This window comes from Mycobacterium triplex (assembly GCF_000689255.1).
In the GTDB taxonomy this organism is placed as follows: domain Bacteria; phylum Actinomycetota; class Actinomycetes; order Mycobacteriales; family Mycobacteriaceae; genus Mycobacterium; species Mycobacterium triplex.
In genome coordinates, this window is record NZ_HG964446.1 from 2,378,475 (window position 1) to 2,395,991 (window position 17,517).

16 protein-coding genes are annotated in these 17,517 nt (G+C 68.7%); 10 read left to right on the forward strand and 6 right to left on the reverse strand.

Annotated elements, in window-relative coordinates; translation table 11 throughout:
* Nucleotides 1-67 precede the first annotated feature (67 nt).
* From BN973_RS11065 to BN973_RS11090, 6 genes are all read left to right on the forward strand, one after another.
* The gene (locus tag BN973_RS11065) at nt 68-1,897 is read left to right on the forward strand and encodes a penicillin-binding transpeptidase domain-containing protein (protein ID WP_036468087.1); all 1,830 of its coding nucleotides are present in this window, start codon (nt 68-70) and stop codon (nt 1,895-1,897) included.
* A 33-nt stretch (nt 1,898-1,930) separates the two neighbouring features.
* A complete protein-coding gene (locus BN973_RS11070) occupies nt 1,931-2,515 on the forward strand; it encodes a DUF1707 SHOCT-like domain-containing protein (protein ID WP_036468088.1) in 585 nt (194 codons plus the stop codon).
* A gap of 66 nt (nt 2,516-2,581) precedes the next feature.
* Entirely contained in the window at nt 2,582-3,439 is an 858-nt protein-coding gene (gene map / locus BN973_RS11075) for a type I methionyl aminopeptidase (protein WP_036468089.1), read from the forward strand.
* A gap of 4 nt (nt 3,440-3,443) precedes the next feature.
* On the forward strand, nt 3,444-4,943 hold the full coding sequence (locus BN973_RS11080; RefSeq protein WP_036468091.1) for a cobyric acid synthase: 1,500 nt from the start codon (nt 3,444-3,446) through the stop codon (nt 4,941-4,943).
* Between the two features lie 77 nt (nt 4,944-5,020).
* Nucleotides 5,021-5,575, forward strand: coding sequence for an alpha/beta hydrolase (locus BN973_RS11085; protein WP_036468093.1), 555 nt, complete (start codon nt 5,021-5,023; stop codon nt 5,573-5,575).
* A gap of 105 nt (nt 5,576-5,680) precedes the next feature.
* Nucleotides 5,681-6,409, forward strand: coding sequence for a gamma-glutamyl-gamma-aminobutyrate hydrolase family protein (locus BN973_RS11090; protein WP_407067593.1), 729 nt, complete (start codon nt 5,681-5,683; stop codon nt 6,407-6,409).
* Here the strand turns inward: BN973_RS11090 and BN973_RS11095 are convergent.
* The 4 genes from BN973_RS11095 to nicT form a co-directional block, all read right to left on the reverse strand.
* Complete coding sequence (locus BN973_RS11095; protein WP_036468094.1) at nt 6,406-7,326, reverse strand: PPE family protein; 921 nt, start codon at nt 7,324-7,326, stop codon at nt 6,406-6,408. The two genes, BN973_RS11090 and BN973_RS11095, sit on opposite strands and share 4 nt — an antisense overlap.
* Before the next feature lie 158 nt (nt 7,327-7,484).
* Nucleotides 7,485-7,934, reverse strand: coding sequence for a hypothetical protein (locus tag BN973_RS11100; protein WP_036472283.1), 450 nt, complete (start codon nt 7,932-7,934; stop codon nt 7,485-7,487).
* A 193-nt stretch (nt 7,935-8,127) separates the two neighbouring features.
* A complete protein-coding gene (locus BN973_RS11105; protein WP_036468095.1) occupies nt 8,128-9,261 on the reverse strand; it encodes an alkaline phosphatase family protein in 1,134 nt (377 codons plus the stop codon).
* A gap of 129 nt (nt 9,262-9,390) precedes the next feature.
* Complete coding sequence (gene nicT / locus BN973_RS11110) at nt 9,391-10,509, reverse strand: Nickel transporter NicT (protein WP_036472284.1); 1,119 nt, start codon at nt 10,507-10,509, stop codon at nt 9,391-9,393.
* Nucleotides 10,510-10,614: 105 nt separating this feature from the next.
* On the opposite strand from nicT, the gene BN973_RS11115 reads away from it, so the two are divergent.
* A complete protein-coding gene (locus BN973_RS11115; RefSeq protein ID WP_036468098.1) occupies nt 10,615-11,118 on the forward strand; it encodes a Fur family transcriptional regulator in 504 nt (167 codons plus the stop codon).
* On the opposite strand, the gene mtr is transcribed toward BN973_RS11115, so the two are convergent.
* Complete coding sequence (mtr, locus tag BN973_RS11120) at nt 11,101-12,480, reverse strand: mycothione reductase (protein WP_036468099.1); 1,380 nt, start codon at nt 12,478-12,480, stop codon at nt 11,101-11,103. The genes BN973_RS11115 and mtr overlap by 18 nt on opposite strands.
* Nucleotides 12,481-12,484: 4 nt before the next feature.
* The gene (locus tag BN973_RS11125) at nt 12,485-13,501 is read right to left on the reverse strand and encodes an alpha/beta hydrolase (protein WP_036468101.1); all 1,017 of its coding nucleotides are present in this window, start codon (nt 13,499-13,501) and stop codon (nt 12,485-12,487) included.
* 173 nt (nt 13,502-13,674) lie between these two features.
* Between BN973_RS11125 and mqo the strand changes: the two genes are divergently transcribed.
* The 3 genes from mqo to BN973_RS11140 all read left to right on the forward strand — a co-directional run bounded on the left by mqo (nt 13,675) and on the right by BN973_RS11140 (nt 17,514).
* Nucleotides 13,675-15,111, forward strand: coding sequence for a malate dehydrogenase (quinone) (gene mqo, locus BN973_RS11130; protein ID WP_051641570.1), 1,437 nt, complete (start codon nt 13,675-13,677; stop codon nt 15,109-15,111).
* Between the two features lie 97 nt (nt 15,112-15,208).
* On the forward strand, nt 15,209-15,679 hold the full coding sequence (locus BN973_RS11135) for a GNAT family N-acetyltransferase (protein WP_036472285.1): 471 nt from the start codon (nt 15,209-15,211) through the stop codon (nt 15,677-15,679).
* Nucleotides 15,676-17,514, forward strand: a complete 1,839-nt coding sequence (locus tag BN973_RS11140; protein WP_036468105.1) for a magnesium chelatase subunit D family protein — start codon at nt 15,676-15,678, stop codon at nt 17,512-17,514. Before BN973_RS11135 ends, BN973_RS11140 begins: the two co-directional genes overlap by 4 nt.
* The last annotated feature ends 3 nt before the right edge of the window (nt 17,515-17,517 follow it).

The window sequence follows — 17,517 nt, forward strand, 5'->3', positions numbered from 1 at the left end:
CACATCACGGTTGGGTCTCGGTGTGTCGCCCCCGCACTCCAGGCCGCAGTTCTTAACATCAGCAACGATGGTCACAAAAACCTCATCAGTATCAGTTGTTTCGGCTGCCGGGACCCTGCTGCTCGTCGCCGCCACCGCGCTGTCCGGATGCACGCCGCGGCCCGACGGTCCGGGCCCCGCCGCGGAGAAGTTCTTCCGCGCCCTGGCCGTCGGTGACACCGCGACGGCCGCCCAACTCAGCGACAACCCCAACGACGCCCGCGAAGCGCTCAACGCGGCCTGGGCCGGGTTGCAGGCGACCCACCTGGACGCGCAGATCCTCGGCTCCAAGTACGCCGAGGACACCGGCACGGTCAACTATCGGTTCAGCTGGCATCTGCCGAAGAATCGGGTGTGGAGCTATGACGGCCAGCTGAAGATGGCCCGCGACGAGGGGCGCTGGGAGGTCCGATGGACGCCCGGCGGCCTGCATCCCAAGCTGGGCGAGCATCAGACCTTCGCGTTGCGGGCCGACGCCCCCCGGCGCGCCTCGGTGAACGAACTCGGTGGCAGCGATGTGCTGGCGCCGGGCTACCGCTACCACTACACGCTGGACGCCACCAAAGCCGGACCGCCGCAGTCGCTGAGCTTCACCACCCACTCGATCGTCGACGTGCTGCGGCCGTTCAACGACACGCTGACCGACCCGCAGCTGCTGGCCGAGCGGGCCAGCTCGACGCCCGACCAGGTGGACCTGGGCGTCACGCTGCTGCCGGCCGACAACGACAAGGTGTTTCCCATCATCGGCAGACTGCCCGGCATCGTGGTCACTCCCCAGGCCGACATGCTGCCGACCGACCCGCATTTCGCGCCCGCCGTCATCAGCGAAGTCAAGAAGGCCGTGATCGACCAACTCGACGGTCAGGCCGGCTGGCGAGTGGTCAGCGTCAACCAGAACAACGTCGACGTCGCGGTGCTGCACGAGGTCGAGGGGGCGCCGGCCCCGTCGGTGTCGATCACCCTGGACCGGGTGGTGCAGAACGCCGCGCAGCGCGCGGTGGACAACAAGGGCGGCAAGGCGATGATCGTCGCGATCAAGCCGTCGACGGGGGAGATCCTCGCGATCGCCCAGAACGGCGCGGCCGACGCCGACGGGCTGCCCGCCACCAACGGCCTGTTTCCGCCCGGGTCGACGTTCAAGATGATCACCGCCGGCGCGGCCGTCGACCGCGACATGGCCACGCCGAACTCGATGGTCGGGTGCCCGGGCCATATCGACATCGGGCACCGCACGGTGCCGAACTACGGCGGCTTCGACCTCGGCGTGGTGTCGATGTCACGCGCGTTCGCCAGTTCGTGCAACACCACGTTTGCCGAGCTGAGCAGCAAGATGCCGCCCCGGGGTTTGACGCAGACGGCGTCCCAGTACGGGATCGGGCTCGACTACACGGTCGACGGCATCACCACGGTGACCGGGTCGGTGCCGCCGACGGTCGACCTGGCCGAGCGCACCGAAGACGGCTTCGGCCAGGGCCGGGTGCTGGCCAGTCCGTTCGGCATGGCCCTGGTGGCGGCCACCGTCGCCGCCGGGAAAACGCCTGTGCCGCAACTGATTGCGGGCCATCCGACGACGGTCGAGGGCGATAGCACCCCGATCAGCCCGAAGATGATCGACGCGCTGCGGCCGATGATGCGGCTGGTGGTGACCAACGGGACCGCCAAGGAGATCAACGGCTGCGGCGAGATCTACGGGAAAACCGGGGAGGCGGAGTTCCCCGGCGGGTCGCACTCCTGGTTCGCCGGATACCGCGGCGATCTGGCCTTCGCGGCGCTGATCGTCGGGGGTGGCAGCTCGGAGTGGGCGGTCCGGATGACCAAATTCATGTTCGAGTCGATGCCGCCCGGTTATCTGGCCTGAAGCGCCGGGCCGCGACAGCGGTAAATTGCGAACATGACGGATACCGGCGGGGACATGGTGACGTTGCGCGTGTCCGACGCGGACCGCAACGGAACGATGCGCCGACTGCACAACGCGGTTGCGCTCGGGCTGATCGATATCGACGAGTTCGAGCAGCGCTCGTCGCGGGTGTCCTACGCGCGCACCCAGGGCGAGCTGGACGGCCTGGTCGGAGACCTGCCCGGGCCCGGCGCGATCGTCACCTCGGCGGCCGACCGGGTCGAACTGCGCGGCTGGGCCGGCTCGCTGCGACGGCACGGCGAATGGACGGTGCCCACCCGGTTAGCGCTGGTACGCCGGCTGGGATCGGTCAAACTCGAGCTCACCAAGGCCCGTTTCGCCGGGCCGGTGGTGGTTGTCGAGCTCGATGTCCGGTTCGGCTCGGTCGACATCTGGCTACCCGATGGCGCCAGCGCCTCGATCGACGATGTCGAGGTCTACGGTGGCAGTGCGCGCGACCGGCGCAAGGATGCCCCCGGCGAGGGCAGGCCGCATGTGGTGCTGACCGGGCGGGTGGTGTGCGGTTCGGTGACGATCCGGGGACCGCGCCGCTCGCTGCTGCGTCGCCGCGGAGCCTGACGGCCTCGAGTGTGCGGCACTCGCTACGGCCGACGTGGGCGCGCGGCCTGCGATTAAGCTAGTGGGATGCCTGTTCGCACCGCGCTTTCGCCCGGCGTGTTGTCCCCGACTCTGCCGGTGCCCAACCGCATCCCGCGCCCCGAGTACGCCTGGAAGCCGACGGCCAAGGAGGGCACCGAGCCGTGGGTGCAGACACCCGAGGTGATCGAGAAGATGCGCGTCGCGGGCCGGATCGCGGCCGCCGCGCTGCAGGAGGCGGGCAAGGCCGTCGCCCCCGGCGTCACGACCGACCAACTCGACCGCATCGCCCACGAATACATGGTCGACAACGGCGCCTACCCCTCGACGCTGGGCTACAAGGGCTACCCGAAGTCGTGCTGCACGTCGCTCAACGAGGTGATCTGCCACGGCATCCCCGACTCGACGGTGGTCGAGGACGGCGACATCGTCAACATCGACGTCACCGCCTACATCGACGGCGTGCACGGTGACACCAATGCGACGTTTTTGGCCGGCGATGTGTCCGAGGAACACCGGCTGCTCGTCGAGCGGACCCGGGAGGCGACGATGCGGGCGATCAACGCCGTCAAACCCGGGCGCGCGCTGTCCGTCGTCGGCCGTGTTATCGAGGCATACGCGAATCGGTTCGGGTACAACGTAGTTCGCGACTTCACCGGACACGGAATCGGCACCACCTTCCACAACGGACTGGTCGTGCTGCACTACGACCAACCATCGGTCACCACCGAGATTCAGCCGGGCATGACGTTCACCATCGAGCCGATGATCAATCTCGGCGCGCTGGACTACGAGATCTGGGACGACGGCTGGACCGTGGTCACCAAGGACCGCAAGTGGACCGCGCAGTTCGAGCACACCCTGCTGGTCACCGACACCGGCGCCGAGATCCTCACCCTGCCGTGAACCCTTGAACGGCGCTCTGCTGGTCGCGGGCACCAGCTCCGATGCCGGGAAATCGGTGCTCGTCGCGGGCTTGTGCCGGTTGCTGGCCCGCGACGGCGTCCGCGTCGCGCCCTTCAAGGCGCAGAACATGTCGAACAATTCCGCGGTCACCGTCGAGGGCGGCGAAATCGGCCGGGCTCAGGCGATCCAGGCCCGCGCGGCGGGACTGGAGCCCAGTGTGCGGTTCAACCCGATCCTGCTCAAGCCGGGCAGCGACCGGACATCACAGCTGGTGATCCGGGGCCGCGTCGCCGACTCCGTCACCGCCGCGGGCTATTTCGAACATCGCGACCGGCTCGCGAAAGTCGTCGCCGACGAGTTGGCTTCGCTGCGTGACGAATTCGATGTGGTGATCTGTGAAGGCGCCGGATCGCCGGCCGAAATCAACCTGCGCGCCACGGATTTGGCCAACATGGGATTGGCCCGGGCCGCGAACCTGCCGGTCGTCCTGGTCGGCGACATCGACCGCGGCGGCTTGCTGGCGCATCTGTTCGGCACCGTCGCGGTGCTCGAGGCGAGAGACCAGGCGCTGATCGCGGGCTTCATCGTCAACAAATTCCGCGGCGACCCCGCGCTGCTGGAACCCGGGCTGCGCCAACTTCTCGAGCTGACCGGCCGTCCCACCTACGGAGTGGTGCCCTACGCCGACGAACTCTGGCTGGACGCCGAGGACTCGCTGTCGGCGCTCGCACATTCCGTCGTCGGCCGGCCGGCGCCGCCGCGGGGCGGCGAGTGGTTGACGGTCGCCGCCGTGCGGCTGCCCCGGATCTCCAACTCGACCGACATCGAGGCGCTGGCCTGCGAGCCGGGCGTGCGGGTGCGCTGGATCAGCGACCCGGCCGACCTTGCCGACGCCGACCTGGTGGTGATTCCGGGCAGCAAAGCGACCGTCGCCGACCTGCACTGGCTGCGCGAGCGCGGCCTGGCCGCCGCGATCGCCGAGCACGCAACGGCCGGCAAGCCGGTGCTGGGGATCTGCGGCGGTTTGCAGATGCTGTGCCGGCGTATCCAGGACACGGTGGAGTCCGGCAGCGGCGAAGTGGCCGGGCTCGGGCTGCTGGACGCCGACATCGTCTTCGGCGAGCACAAGACGTTGCGGCGCTGGCAGCACCCGCTGGCCGGCTACGAAATCCACCACGGGCAGGTCATCCGATGCGGCGAGGCGGCCTGGTTCGATGTCGATGCGCAGCCCCACGGCATCGCGCGCGGCGCGGTCTTCGGCACGCATTGGCACGGCCTGCTGGACAACGACGACTTCCGGCGGGCGTGGCTGAGCCGCGTGGCGGCTGCCGCCGGGCGGACGAAGTTCGTTGTCGCCGACGACACCGACGTCGCGGCGCGACGCGACGCGCAGCTGGATGTGGCCGCCGAGTTGCTGGCGTCTCACCTCGATATCGACGCCGTCGTCGGCCTGCTCGACGGCCCGCCGCCGCGACCGCAGATCGCAAGCCGGCTGCGGCCGTAGGTCCGCCGGCTCGTGGGGGCGGCGGGAGAAACCTCGCGCGGTGCCAATATTGGCTGTAGCGTGCGTAAGTGCCCTCGATGATGACCACGCTCGACGGGTTTCCCGTCCCGGTGCGCGTGTCCGGTCCTGAGAAGGGTGTCGTCGTCGTCATCCTCGGCGATGAGCAGCGGGAGTTGGCCGCCTATGACGCGGTCTGCGAGCGCCTCCACACCGCGTCGCTGCGCACCATCGTCATCGGCCTGGACCCGCGGCTGACCCCGAAGTCGGTGATCGGCATTCTCGACGGCCTGGGCGTCGGCTGGGCCGTGGTGGTGGGCGACCGCGCCGGCGGCGACATCGCCTGGGAACTCGCGGCGACCAAGCTGGGCCGATTCGTCGGCCTGGTCGTCGTGGACCGCGGTCATCCGTGCGTGGCCGACGTCAACGGCGTGGTTCGCGACGGCCACTGCCCGCCGGTCGAGATCGGCACCACGGTGCTGGTCAGCACGCCGGGCGGCCGGACGGTCGCCCGCAACAGCCAGCGGTTCGTCTACGCCGACTACCGCAGCGTGGACATGCTCGGACGGCGCAGTGCCCAGGAGTCGACCGCGCAACTGGCAGCCGAGATCGTCTTGCGCACCAGCACCTGGTAGGACCGGGTCGGCGCGCAGTCATAGGGGCGTTGTTCGGCGACAACGTGGTCGCGCAGTCAAGGAAAGGATGCGTGGGGCGTGAACGCCTCTGGAATGCGTCGGCCGGTGATCGGCCTGACCAGTTATCTCGAGCAAGTGCAGTCCGACGGGTGGGACATCCCGGCGGGATATCTGGGCGCCAACTATTTCGAGGGCGTCATCAAGGCGGGCGGCATCGCGGTGCTGCTGCCGCCGCAGCCGGTGGACCACGACATCGCCGAGAGCGTGCTCGACCACCTGGACGGGTTGGTGATCACCGGGGGGTATGACGTCGACCCGGCCGCCTACGGCCAGCAACCGCATCCCAAGACCGACGCGCCCCGCACGATGCGTGACGCGTTCGAATTCGCGTTGTTGCGGGGCGCGCTGGACCGCGGGCTGCCGGTGCTGGGCATCTGCCGCGGCACCCAGATGCTCAACGTCGCGTTCGGCGGGACGCTGCATCAGCATCTGCCCGACGTGCTCGGACACCGCGGGCATCACGCGGGCTATGGGCGCTTCACCAAGCTGCCGGTCACCACGGTCGCGGGCACCAGGCTTGCCGGGCTGCTCGGGCCCACCGCCGATGCGTGGTGCTATCACCACCAGGCCGTGGACAAGGTCGGTGACGGCCTGATCGTCAGCGCCTGGGACGCCGACGGTGTCGTCGAGGGGCTGGAAGTACCCGGGGACGACTTCGTGGTCTCGGTGCAGTGGCATCCCGAGCAGTTCCTCGACGACCTACGGCTGTTCCAGGCGATCGTCGATGCCGCGAGCTCCTACGCGTCGAGCACGCGGACCGCGTCTCGCCGCTAACGGGTCTGCGGCCACTTCGGCGGCTCACCGGTTGCCACCAAATGCATTGGCTCGTAACACCAACCGCGGTGCAGGGGGACTGGGCGTGGCGTCTTGGCGATCCAGCTCTGCGGCACCGAAAGTGGCCCGATCGACGCGGCGCGCGCAAGGCCCGACACCGCATCGCGACTGCGGTTCGGCAAGCGGGACGACAAGATTGCCGCGCTTTTCAGCGCTGCGCTCTTGTTCCGGGAGTTCAGGTGGTTGATCGCGAAATCCGACGGCGCGCACAGCGAACCGAGCTTCGACAGCGACGACGTCACCGGCGACAGGAACGCATCGAACGTCGTCGGTGGTGCCGCGCACAGCGCATCGAGAGCGTGGGGAATCGCTGAGATCACTTGCCGGCCAGTCGAAATGACGTCCGGTGCCGCCTTCGGTTCGCGGCTGCCATGCCCGGAATGCGGCGGTGGTGCGAACGGCGTCACCGTCGCGGCATCGGCGCAGGCCCGGGCATAGGCGTACATCGTGTCGACGTCCTGGGCCCACATCTGGTCGTAATCGCTCTCGGCGTCCGCGATCGCCGGGCTCAATTGGCCCAGACAGTTCGTCTTTGCCAGCCAGGTGCACAGCACGCGGTTGGCCTGGATCGCCCCAGGGGGCACCATCGCCGCCAACGCCAGCTGGAAGGCGCCGGCGGCCGACTTGGCCTGAGCGGCCGTCCGCTCGGCTTGTGCGGCAATGCAATTCAGCCATTCAGGATAGGACGTCGTCCCGGGCTTGAGCTTCGAGGTCACCGAACCACATTGCGCCGCTGCGTTATTCAGGCTCACCGCCAGACCCTCCCATGTCGTGGCGGCGTTCATCATCGACCATGAGCCGGGGCCCGAAAACATCAGCCCCGAGTTGATCTCCGGCGGTCGAGCTGCGAAATCCACTGCTATCTCACTTCGAGGGCAGTCGAGCACTGTGAAAACATGAGGTTTCCCTTCAAGACATAGCTGCGAAATAGAACGCCGCGATGGGCCGTCGGGCTTCGCTTCTGTGAAAGTTGTAACAGGACTCACAACCCCGCCCGGGGCGCAGTGCTGTTCTATCAGCTACGACTTACGCAGAGCAGTGCCAATATTTCGTGATCGCCGCATTCAGCCGCGGGTGCGCTGGTGTGCACCTCACGGGATTGAAAGACCGTGCCGGCAAACGAAACCGGCAGCACGGACAACAGCGAGTGCGATGCCAAGCGCGGCCACACGTCCGGGCGGTCGTGCGTCATCCACATGCTGTGGAACGGCTTCCTTTTGGCCGGTGACACATCCCATGAACTGGCATGTTGCAGGTGGATCGCGGCCGCGGCTTCGCTATTGGTCTGCGCGTGCCCGGAATTCGGGATCGCCTGCGACCAGGCCGCGGGTTCCGGCAGGGTGGCCGCCGAAAATTGGGACCGCAACGAAGAACCGGCGATGAGACTGGCGAACAAACCGAGTGCCGCGACAACGGCGATCGCCGGCTGCCACCGCCGAGTGTGACCTGCGCCTCGAATGTTCACAGTGGCCCGACTGTACCGGACGAACCTGGTCATCGGTCGGTGCCAGCTGTGAGGTCGATTCGAGTCTGTTGTGTATTTCGATTTGGACAATCGGTGTTTTGATTTGCTATGTGCGACCGGCTATCTCGTGTCGGTTCGGGCGTCGATGAGTTCGCACGCCGAACTCCCGCAGGCGCCCAGGGTGAAGCGGGTCTCACCCGGCGAAGACGATCAGCGGGATCGCCATTTCGGCCTCGGTGGCTCCGCCGTGAAACCCGATGAGCCGAGCGGCTTCCGGAGGCTCGCGCTTGGTGGCCAGCACCGCGGTGTCGCCGGTGCAGATCACGACGACGTCGCCGATGCGCGCCAGATGCGCGGGATCGACCGGTCCGAAGATTCCGGAGGCCACCGCCTGCTCGCGGCTGTGCACCTCGGCCCGGCCGTCCAGCAGCTCACTCCACGTCGCCTGCACGTCGGTCGCCGCGCCCGGCGCGGTGTGCAGGTAGCGCACCCGCGGCTCACCCGCGACCACCCGGATTCCCTCGCCGAGCCGATCGTCGGTGTCCAGGTCGATCCGGGCCTGCGGCGGAACGTTGAGACCGCCGTGGTCGGCGGTCACCAGCAGGGCCGCGTTCGCGGGCAGCGCGTCGACCAGGCGGGTCAGCAGCGCGTCGACCCGTGCGGCCGCCGCATGCCAGTGCGGCGAGCCGATACCGAACAAGTGCGCGGCGGTGTCCAGCTCGGCCGTGTAGGCGTAGACCAGGCCGGGCGCCGCGCGCAGCTCGTCGATGACCTGCTGGGCGTAGTCGTCGTCGGGGTTGCTGGGGCGAAAGTCGGCGCCGCGATACGCCGCATCCGTCAGCCCGCTGCCCATGAACAGCGCCGGCAGTACCGCCCGCGCGGCGATCCCGCCTCGCCGCAGCCGCTCGAACCAGGTCGGCAGCGGCTGCCACTGCGCCGATGGCGGGTCGTCGCGCCAGTAGATGTGGGTGAGCACCCGTTCGGTGCCGGGGACGTTGAGGGTGAAGCCCAGGATGCCGTGCTCGCCCGGCCGCGCGCCGGTGCCCAGCGACACCAGGCTGCTCGGCGTGGTCGACGGGAAGGTGCTCCTGAGCTGGGTCAACCGTCCGACGCCGCCGGCCAGGACCGAGGCGAGCAACGGTGTGCTACTCGCCAATTCCGGCAGCAGGTGCCAGCCCAGGCCGTCCACCAACACGACGGCGACCCGATCAACCTGTTCGGCAACCGATTCCGTGACCGCCAACCGGTCGACGGCGTCCGGGACTGCAAGCAGTGCGGCCGCCGCGGGGAGCACGTCGCACAGCGAACCAAGCGCGGGAGCCGACATGGCCCCAGTCTGGCACGGGCACCGCGCTCGGCGAGAAACCGCGACCTCGCGCCGAGCGTGGGGGTTAATGCACAAAATCGCCGAATCTGGGTGCGTAGGCCCCACACTCGACGCGAAGTAGGTGTGAAGTTACGGCATGCTCTCGGCGGGCGCGGCCCATCTCTGCTCGAGGCGGCCGTAGCGCCAGACGAGCAGCGCGACCACCCAGGTAGCCACGAAGATGCCGACGATGACGAAGCCGACGGTGTTCAGGTCGAGGCCGGAAAGCCAGTCCCAGAACGGGCCCCGCCACCCCAGCTGGCCGGCGAACAGGTCCAGCAGTTCGAGGCTGCCGATCAGCAGCGCGACGACGATCGACAGCCCGGTGATCGTGATGTTGTAGTAGATCTTGCGCACCGGATTGGAAAACGCCCAGCCGTAGGCGAAGTTCATGAACGAGCCGTCGATGGTGTCCAGCAGACACATGCCGGCGGCGAACAACACCGGCAGACACAGGATCGCGTACCAGGGCAGCCCGGCCGCGGCGCTGGTGCCGGCCAGCACCAGCAGGGCTACCTCGGTGGCGGTGTCGAAGCCCAGCCCGAACAGCAGGCCGATCGGGTACATGTGCCAGGACCTGGTGATCGACCGCGTCAAGCGGCCGAGGAACCGGTTGAGAAACCCGCGGTTGTCCAATTGGCGTTCCAGCTCGGTTTCGTCGAATTCGCCGCGGCGCAACCGCAGAAACACCCGCAGGATTCCGACCAGCACGACGACGTTGAGGATGGCGATCAGGTAGAGGAACACCCCCGAGACGCCGGTGCCGATCAGGCCGGTGTAGCGATGCAGCGCCGAGGAGTCGTCCTCGACCGGCCCGACGATCGCCTTGGCCCCGATCGCCAGCAGCATCGCCAGCGTGAACACGACGGTGGAGTGGCCCAGCGAGAAGAAGAACCCGACCGCAAGGGGCCGCTGTTTGTCGCCCATCAGCTTGCGGGTGGTGTTGTCGATGGCCGCGATGTGGTCGGCGTCGAAGGCGTGCCGCAAACCGAGGGCGTAGGCCGTCACCCCGACACCAATGCCAAAGGCCTTGCCGCCCACGCTGAGTCGCGCCGGCTCAACGATCAGGAGCAGGGTGAACCAGCCGATGAGATGTAGCGCGACGATGACCGCCAGCATGACTGCCAGGCGCCCCCACTCCGCCGTCGTCAGGAAGCCGTACAGCCTGGCTAACCTGCTGCGCGGCGCGGCGAGCTCGGTGGTGGCCACGGCCCCGACTTTAGGGTCGGTCACGAGCTGGATGCAAGTGAGTTGCAGGACGGCCGTCGACGTCCAGGACTGGCGATCGGCAATGCCGGGCGCAACACTGGACGGGTGACGTCCAATCCGTCGGCGCTCGATCCCGCGGTCACCCAGCGCATCGGCGACTTCCTGCGTGCCCGCGGGTTGCGGCGGATGACCTCACGCATTCAGGTGCTGGCGGTGCTCGAACCCGTCAACGGACACCTGTCCGTCGCCGAGATTCACCGGCGGGTGCGGGCCGGCCTGCCCGCCGGCGCCCAACCACCCGACGTGGCCACCATCTACCGCACCGTGACCACCCTGGTCGAGCAGTCGGTGTTGCATGCGCTGACCCTCGACGGCGGCATCACGACCTACGGGCTGGCGACCGCCCCGCATCACCACGCGGTGTGCACGCAGTGCGATTCGATCATCGAAGTGCCCGCGCGCCAGCTCAGTTCGGCACTCGAGCACGCGATGGAGGGCAGTGCGTTCGCCTTGTCGGACCGCGCCGGCCTGACGTTGCGCGGCCTGTGCCCGCGGTGCCAGCAGGGTGACTCGGCGGCCCGGCGTGCAGGCTCAGCCGAGGCCCAATAGCGCGTTCTCCACCACCTCGGGCAGCGCCGGGTGGATCCAGTACTGCCCGCGGGCCATCTCCGGGGCGGTCAGCCCGAAGCTCATCGCCTGGATCAACGGCTGGATGATCGACGAGGCCTGATGGCCCATGATGTGGGCACCGAGCAGACGCCCGGTGCCGCGTTCGCCGATGAGTTTGACGATCCCGGTGGTGTCCTCCATCGCCCAGCCGTAGGCGACGTCGCCGTAGGCCTGGACCTTCACCGAGATTTTGAAACCCTGTGCAATGGCTTCGTTTTCGGTCAACCCCACGTAGGAGATCTGCGGATCGGTGAACACCGCGGACGGCACGAAGCGATGGTCGCTGACCGCCATCGCCGCGGTGTCGTCCCAGTCGCACAGCAGGTTGTGCTGCACCACGCGCGCCTCGTGATTGGCGACGTGCTTGAGCTGATACGGCGAGGAGACGTCACCGAGAGCGAAAACCCCACGCGCCGTGGTTCTTTGGTACTCGTCGACGACCACCAGACCGTCCTCGACGGCGATGCCGGCCTGCTCGAGGTCGAGCTGATCGGCGTTGGAAACCCGGCCGGTCGCGACCAGCATGGCGTCGGCGTTGATGGTGTGGCCGTTGTCGAGGTGCACCGCGACGCCTGAGCCCTGGCTCTCGGCGCTCACCACATTGCGGTGGGTGTGCAGTTCCCATTTGCTCGACGCGATACGGGTGAAGCGTTTGCACAGGGTGTCGTCGCAGTGCCGCAGCAGGGCGGAGCCGCGGACCACCAGCGTGACCCGCGCTCCCAGCGCGGAGAAGATGTGGGCGAATTCGGCGGACACGAAGCCGCCGCCGACGATCACCAGATGCTCTGGGAATTCGGCGATTCGCATGATCGTGTCGCTGGTGTAGTAGTGCGCGCCGCACTCGAGGATCGCCGGGGGGATCACCGCCCGTGCCCCCGCGGCGATCACCACCTGCTCGGCCGTGAACTCGTCGCCGGCGTCGGTGCGCAGCAGGTAGCGCCCGTCGGCCCGGACCGGGCCGAACCGGGTGTGCTGCTTGTACACGTCGATGTTGGGTGCGGAGCTGCGATAGTCCTCACCGCCGACCCCGATCGGATCGATGCGTCCGAACACCCGCGAGACGATGTCGTCCCAGCGCACCCCGTCGAGGTGCGCGTCGATGCCGAAACGCCCTGCGTCCCGGATCGATTGGGCGACCTCGGCGGCGTAGACGAACATCTTCGTCGGGATGCACCCGACGTTGAGGCAGGTGCCGCCGAAGGTGCCCTGTTCGCAGATCGCCACCCGCTTGTCGGCGAAGCGGTCATCGAGAATGGTGTTGCCCGAACCGGTTCCGATGATCGCGACGTCGTAGGTCTCCACGCCGTCACCCCTTTCCGAAAGCTGCCGGGGCGTCGGTGTCGGCGGGGCGCAGGTAGCCGTCCAGCCAGCTATCCAGTTCCCGGTAGGCGAGCGCGCGCGGCCCCTCCAGGGAGAGGAACACGTCGTGCTTGGCGTCGGCGACCGGAACGACGGTGCTGCGGTTCCCGATGCAGCCGGCCCAGCGGGCGATCTGGGTGACGTCGAGAACCGCGTCGCCGCGTTGCATCGACATCGGGTCCGCCGTTTCGGGCACGCTGTGGTCCGAACGCAGAATCAGGTTCGGCACCCCCACGTCGAGGCCGCGGTGCAGCCGGGCCTGGCCGCGGCGCACGGCGTGCAGCCACCCCGCGGTAATGGGGAAGCCGCCCAACGGTTTCCATTCCAGGTTGTAGTCGAACTCGCCGTCGTAGTCGCGGTGCAGGGTGGTGCCGTAACCGCCCTTGCTGGTGCCGCGCAACACGGCTTTGGAACGCACGCGCGACAGGCCGGCGATCATCGCCGAGGTCAATCCCAGGCGCAGCACCGCCGGGCCGTGCAGATCCAGGAACGGACTGTTGAGAACCAACCCGCCGATGCCGGCGTGTGCCGTCGCGTCACGCCGGCGCAGCCGGTCCAGCCACAGCGGCACGATCAGCCCGCCGGCGGAATGGCCGTACATCAGGACCGTGACGTCATGGGCCTGTTCGCCGATGACGGCCAGCGCGCGTTCGAGTTCGGTGTCGTAGTGGGCGAGATCGGTGATGAAGTGCGGGGTTTGGCCGTCGCGCCGGGAGCGCCCGCACTTCTGCATGTCCAATGCGTAGAAGGTGAAACCGCGGTTTGCGAAGTGATCGGCCAGCGCGGTGTTGAAGAAGTAGTCGGTGTAGCCGTGGACCGTCAGCACCGCGTGCTCGGGGCCGCTGGGCTGTGGGCCGCGCCGGATCAGGGTTGCGACGATGTCGCCCTCGCCGGCGGGATCGGGTCCCAATGCGATGGTGTACTGCCAGTAGCCAGGCAGGACGTCGGGGACCCAGCCAGTCACCAGGCCAGCTTAGCGTGGCGGACGCTTTTGCTGGTGGCAGCCGGGTTCAAGTCGTTTCGGCCGCGCCGGTCGGGATAACCTGAGGACCGGCCGCCCACGGCGAGGAAGGACCGGCATTTTCGGTGTCAGACACAACGGCGCGCACCGACGTCGCGCTGGTCGGCGCCGGCATCATGAGCGCCACCCTGGCCGCCCTGCTGCGGCGGCTGGAGCCGGACTGGTCGATCACCGTGGTCGAGCGCCTCGATGCCGTCGCCGCCGAAAGCAGCAGCCCGTGGAACAACGCCGGTACCGGGCATGCCGGGCTGTGCGAGATGAACTACACACCGGAGCGCCCCGGCTCCCGGGGTTCGATCGACATCACCAAGGCGGTGACGATCAACGAGCAATTCCAGGTGACCCGCCAGTTCTGGGCCTACGCCGTGGAGAACGGCATCCTCACCGATCGGCGCTTCCTCAACCCCGTCCCGCACGTCAGTTTCGTGCACGGCGCGGAGCGGGTCGACTATCTGCGGCGCCGGCAGCGGGCGCTGGCCGGGAACCCGCTGTTCGCCGGCACGGAATTGGTCGACGACCCCGCTGAATTCGCCCGCCGGCTGCCGTTCATGGCCGCCGAACGCGACTTCTCCGAGCCGGTCGCGCTGAACTGGGCCGCCGACGGCACCGACGTCGACTTCGGTGCGCTGACCAAGCAGCTCATCGGCTACTGCGTGCGGGGCGGCGGCTCCGCGCTGTTCGGCCACGAGGTCCGCAACCTGACCCGTGCGGCCGATGGCGGCTGGACGCTACACATCGGCAATCGTCGCACCGGCGAAAAGCACAGGCTGAACGCCAAATTCGTGTTCGTCGGCGCCGGTGGCGAGGCGCTGCCGTTGTTGCAGAAGTCCGGCATCAACGAGGTCAGGGGCTTCGCCGGCTTCCCGATCGGCGGGAAGTTCCTGCGCACCGACAACCCGGCGCTGACCGCCAGCCACCGGGCCAAGGTCTACGGCGTCCCCGCATCCGGCGCCCCGCCGCTGGGGGCACTGCATCTGGATTTGCGGTTCGTCAACGGCAAGTCATGGCTGGTCTTCGGGCCCTACGCCGGCTGGTCGCCCAAATTCTTGAAGCATGGCCACCTCAGCGATTTGCCCCGATCGATCAGGCGGGACAACGCCGTGTCGATGCTGGGGGTCGGCATCACCGAGATGACGCTGGTCAATTACCTGCTTCGCCAACTGCGGCTCACCGAACGCGACCGGATGCGGGCGCTGCGCGAATTCGCGCCCAGCGCCCGGACTTCGGATTGGCAGCTGACGGTGGCCGGTCAGCGCGTGCAGGTGATCCGGCGGGCGAGGGGCAGCGGCGGGGCGCTCGAATTCGGCACCACCGTCGTGGGCTCGGCCGACGGCAGCATCGCGGGCCTGCTCGGCGGCTCGCCCGGCGCCTCGACCGCGGTGCCGATCATGCTCGACGTGCTGGCCAATTGCTTTGCCGGCCGCTATCAGTCCTGGCTGCCCAAGCTCAAGGAGATGGTGCCCTCGTTGGGGACCCGGCTGTCCGACGAACCGGCGCTCTACGACGAGGTGAGAACGTGGAGCACCCGGGTATTACAGTTGAACGCCTATTGAACCGCGCCGGACAGCGTTGCCAAGTGTTAGGAGGAGCGGCGCCGATGACGTGCGACGTCGACGATGCAGCGCGTAGCGATGAACAGGAGTGGCGCCCATGACCGAAGCGCTACGCCGCATCTGGGCCAAAGATCTTGACGCGCAAACCCTTTACGAGCTACTGAAGCTTCGGGTAGAGGTGTTCGTCGTCGAGCAGGCCATCCCGTATCCGGAACTGGACGGGCGCGACCTGCTCGCCGAGACCCGGCACTTCTGGCTGGAAACGGCGGACGGCGAGGTGATCTGCACGCTGCGGCTGATGGAAGAGCACGCCGGCGGCGAGAAGGCGTTCCGGATCGGGCGGCTGTGCACCAAACGCAGCGTGCGCGGACAAGGCCACACCACGCGGCTGCTGCGGGCCGCGCTGGCCGAGGTCGGCGACTATCCGTGCCGGATCAACGCGCAGACCTATCTGGCCGACATGTACGCCCAACACGGATTCGTGCGCGACGGCGACGATTTCCTCGACGACGGCGTTCCGCACGTCCCGATGCTGCGGCCCGGTTCCGGCGTGGCGGCCAAGCCGTGAAGCCCTACCCGTTCAGCGCGATCGTCGGCCACGACCAGTTGCGGCTGGCGCTGCTGCTGTGCGCGGTGCGCCCGGAAATCGGCGGCGCGCTGATCCGCGGCGAGAAGGGCACCGCCAAGTCGACGGCCGTGCGCGGCCTTGCCGCGCTGTTGGCCGCGGCGACCGGAGGTGACGGCACCGGGGCCGGTCTGGTCGAAATGCCGCTCGGCGCAACCGAAGACCGGGTGATCGGCTCGCTGGATCTGCAGCGGGTGCTGCGCGACGGCGAGCACGCCTTTTCGCCCGGATTGCTGGCGCGTGCCCACGGCGGCGTACTGTACGTCGACGAGGTGAACCTGCTGCACGATCACCTGGTCGACGTGCTGCTCGACGCCGCCGCGATGGGGCGGGTACACATCGAACGCGACGGCATCTCGCACTCGCATGAGGCCCGGTTCGTGCTGATCGGCACGATGAATCCGGAGGAAGGCGAGCTGCGCCCGCAGCTGCTCGACCGATTCGGGCTGACGGTCGACGTGCACGCCTCCCGTGACGTCGACGTGCGGGTCGAGGTGATCCGGCGGCGGATGGCGTACGAGGCCGACCCGGAAGGATTCGCCCACCGCTACGCCGCCGACGACGCCGAGCTGGCCCGGCGGATCGCCGCGGCCCGCGGGCTGGTCGACGATGTTGTGTTGGGCGACAACGAGTTACGGCGCATCGCGGCGCTGTGTGCGGCGTTCGATGTCGACGGGATGCGCGCCGATCTGGTGGTGGCGCGCACCGCGGTCGCGCACGCGGCCTGGCGCGGCGCGACGAGTGTCGAGGAGCAGGACATCCGGGTGGCGGCGGAACTGGCGCTGCCGCACAGGCGCCGCCGCGACCCGTTCGACGATCCGGGCATCGACCGCGAGCAGCTGGACGAGGCGCTGCAGCGGGCGGGCAACGATCCGGAGCCCGATCCCGACCCGCCCGGCGGTGGTCAATCCGCCGATGACCCTGCCCCGCAACAGGAGTCGACCTCCGGTGCGAAGCCGAAGCAGCCCAAGACGCGGCCCAGCGCCCCGCCGGCGCAGACGTTTCGCACCCGGGCGTTGACGGTTCCCGGCGTCGGCGAAGGTGCGCCCGGACGACGGTCGCGGGCCCGCAACCGCTCGGGCAGCGTGGTGGCTGCCGCGGACGCCGACGACCCCGGCGCGCACGGACTGCACCTGTTCGCCACGCTGCTCTCGGCCGCCGAGCGCGCCGGGGCGGGTCCACTGCGCCCGCGACCCGACGACATCCGCCGCGCGGTCCGCGAGGGACGCGAAGGCAACCTAGTGATCTTCGTCGTCGACGCGTCCGGGTCGATGGCCGCCCGCGACCGGATGGCCGCGGTCAGCGGTGCCACCTTGTCGTTGCTGCGCGACGCCTATCAACGGCGCGACAAGGTCGCGGTGATCACCTTCCGCGGCCACGACGCGCGACTGTTGCTGCCGCCGACGTCCTCGGCGCACATCGCCGGCCGCCGGCTGGCCCGATTCGATACCGGCGGCAAGACCCCGCTGGCCGAGGGTCTGCTGGCCGCGCGTGAGCTGATCATCCGGGAGCGGGCGCGCGACCGGGCACGCCGTCCCCTGGTGGTGGTGCTCACCGACGGGCGGGCCACGGCGGGACCAGACCCGTTGGGCCGCAGCAGAATCGCCGCCTCCCGACTGGTCGCCGAGGGTGCGGCGGCGGTGGTCGTGGACTGCGAAACGTCCTATGTCCGACTGGGATTGGCCGGGCAACTGGCCGTCCGACTCGGTGCACCGACCGTCCGGCTGGAGCAACTGCGCGCCGACCATCTCACGCGGGCCGTGCGCAGCGCGGCCTAGCCG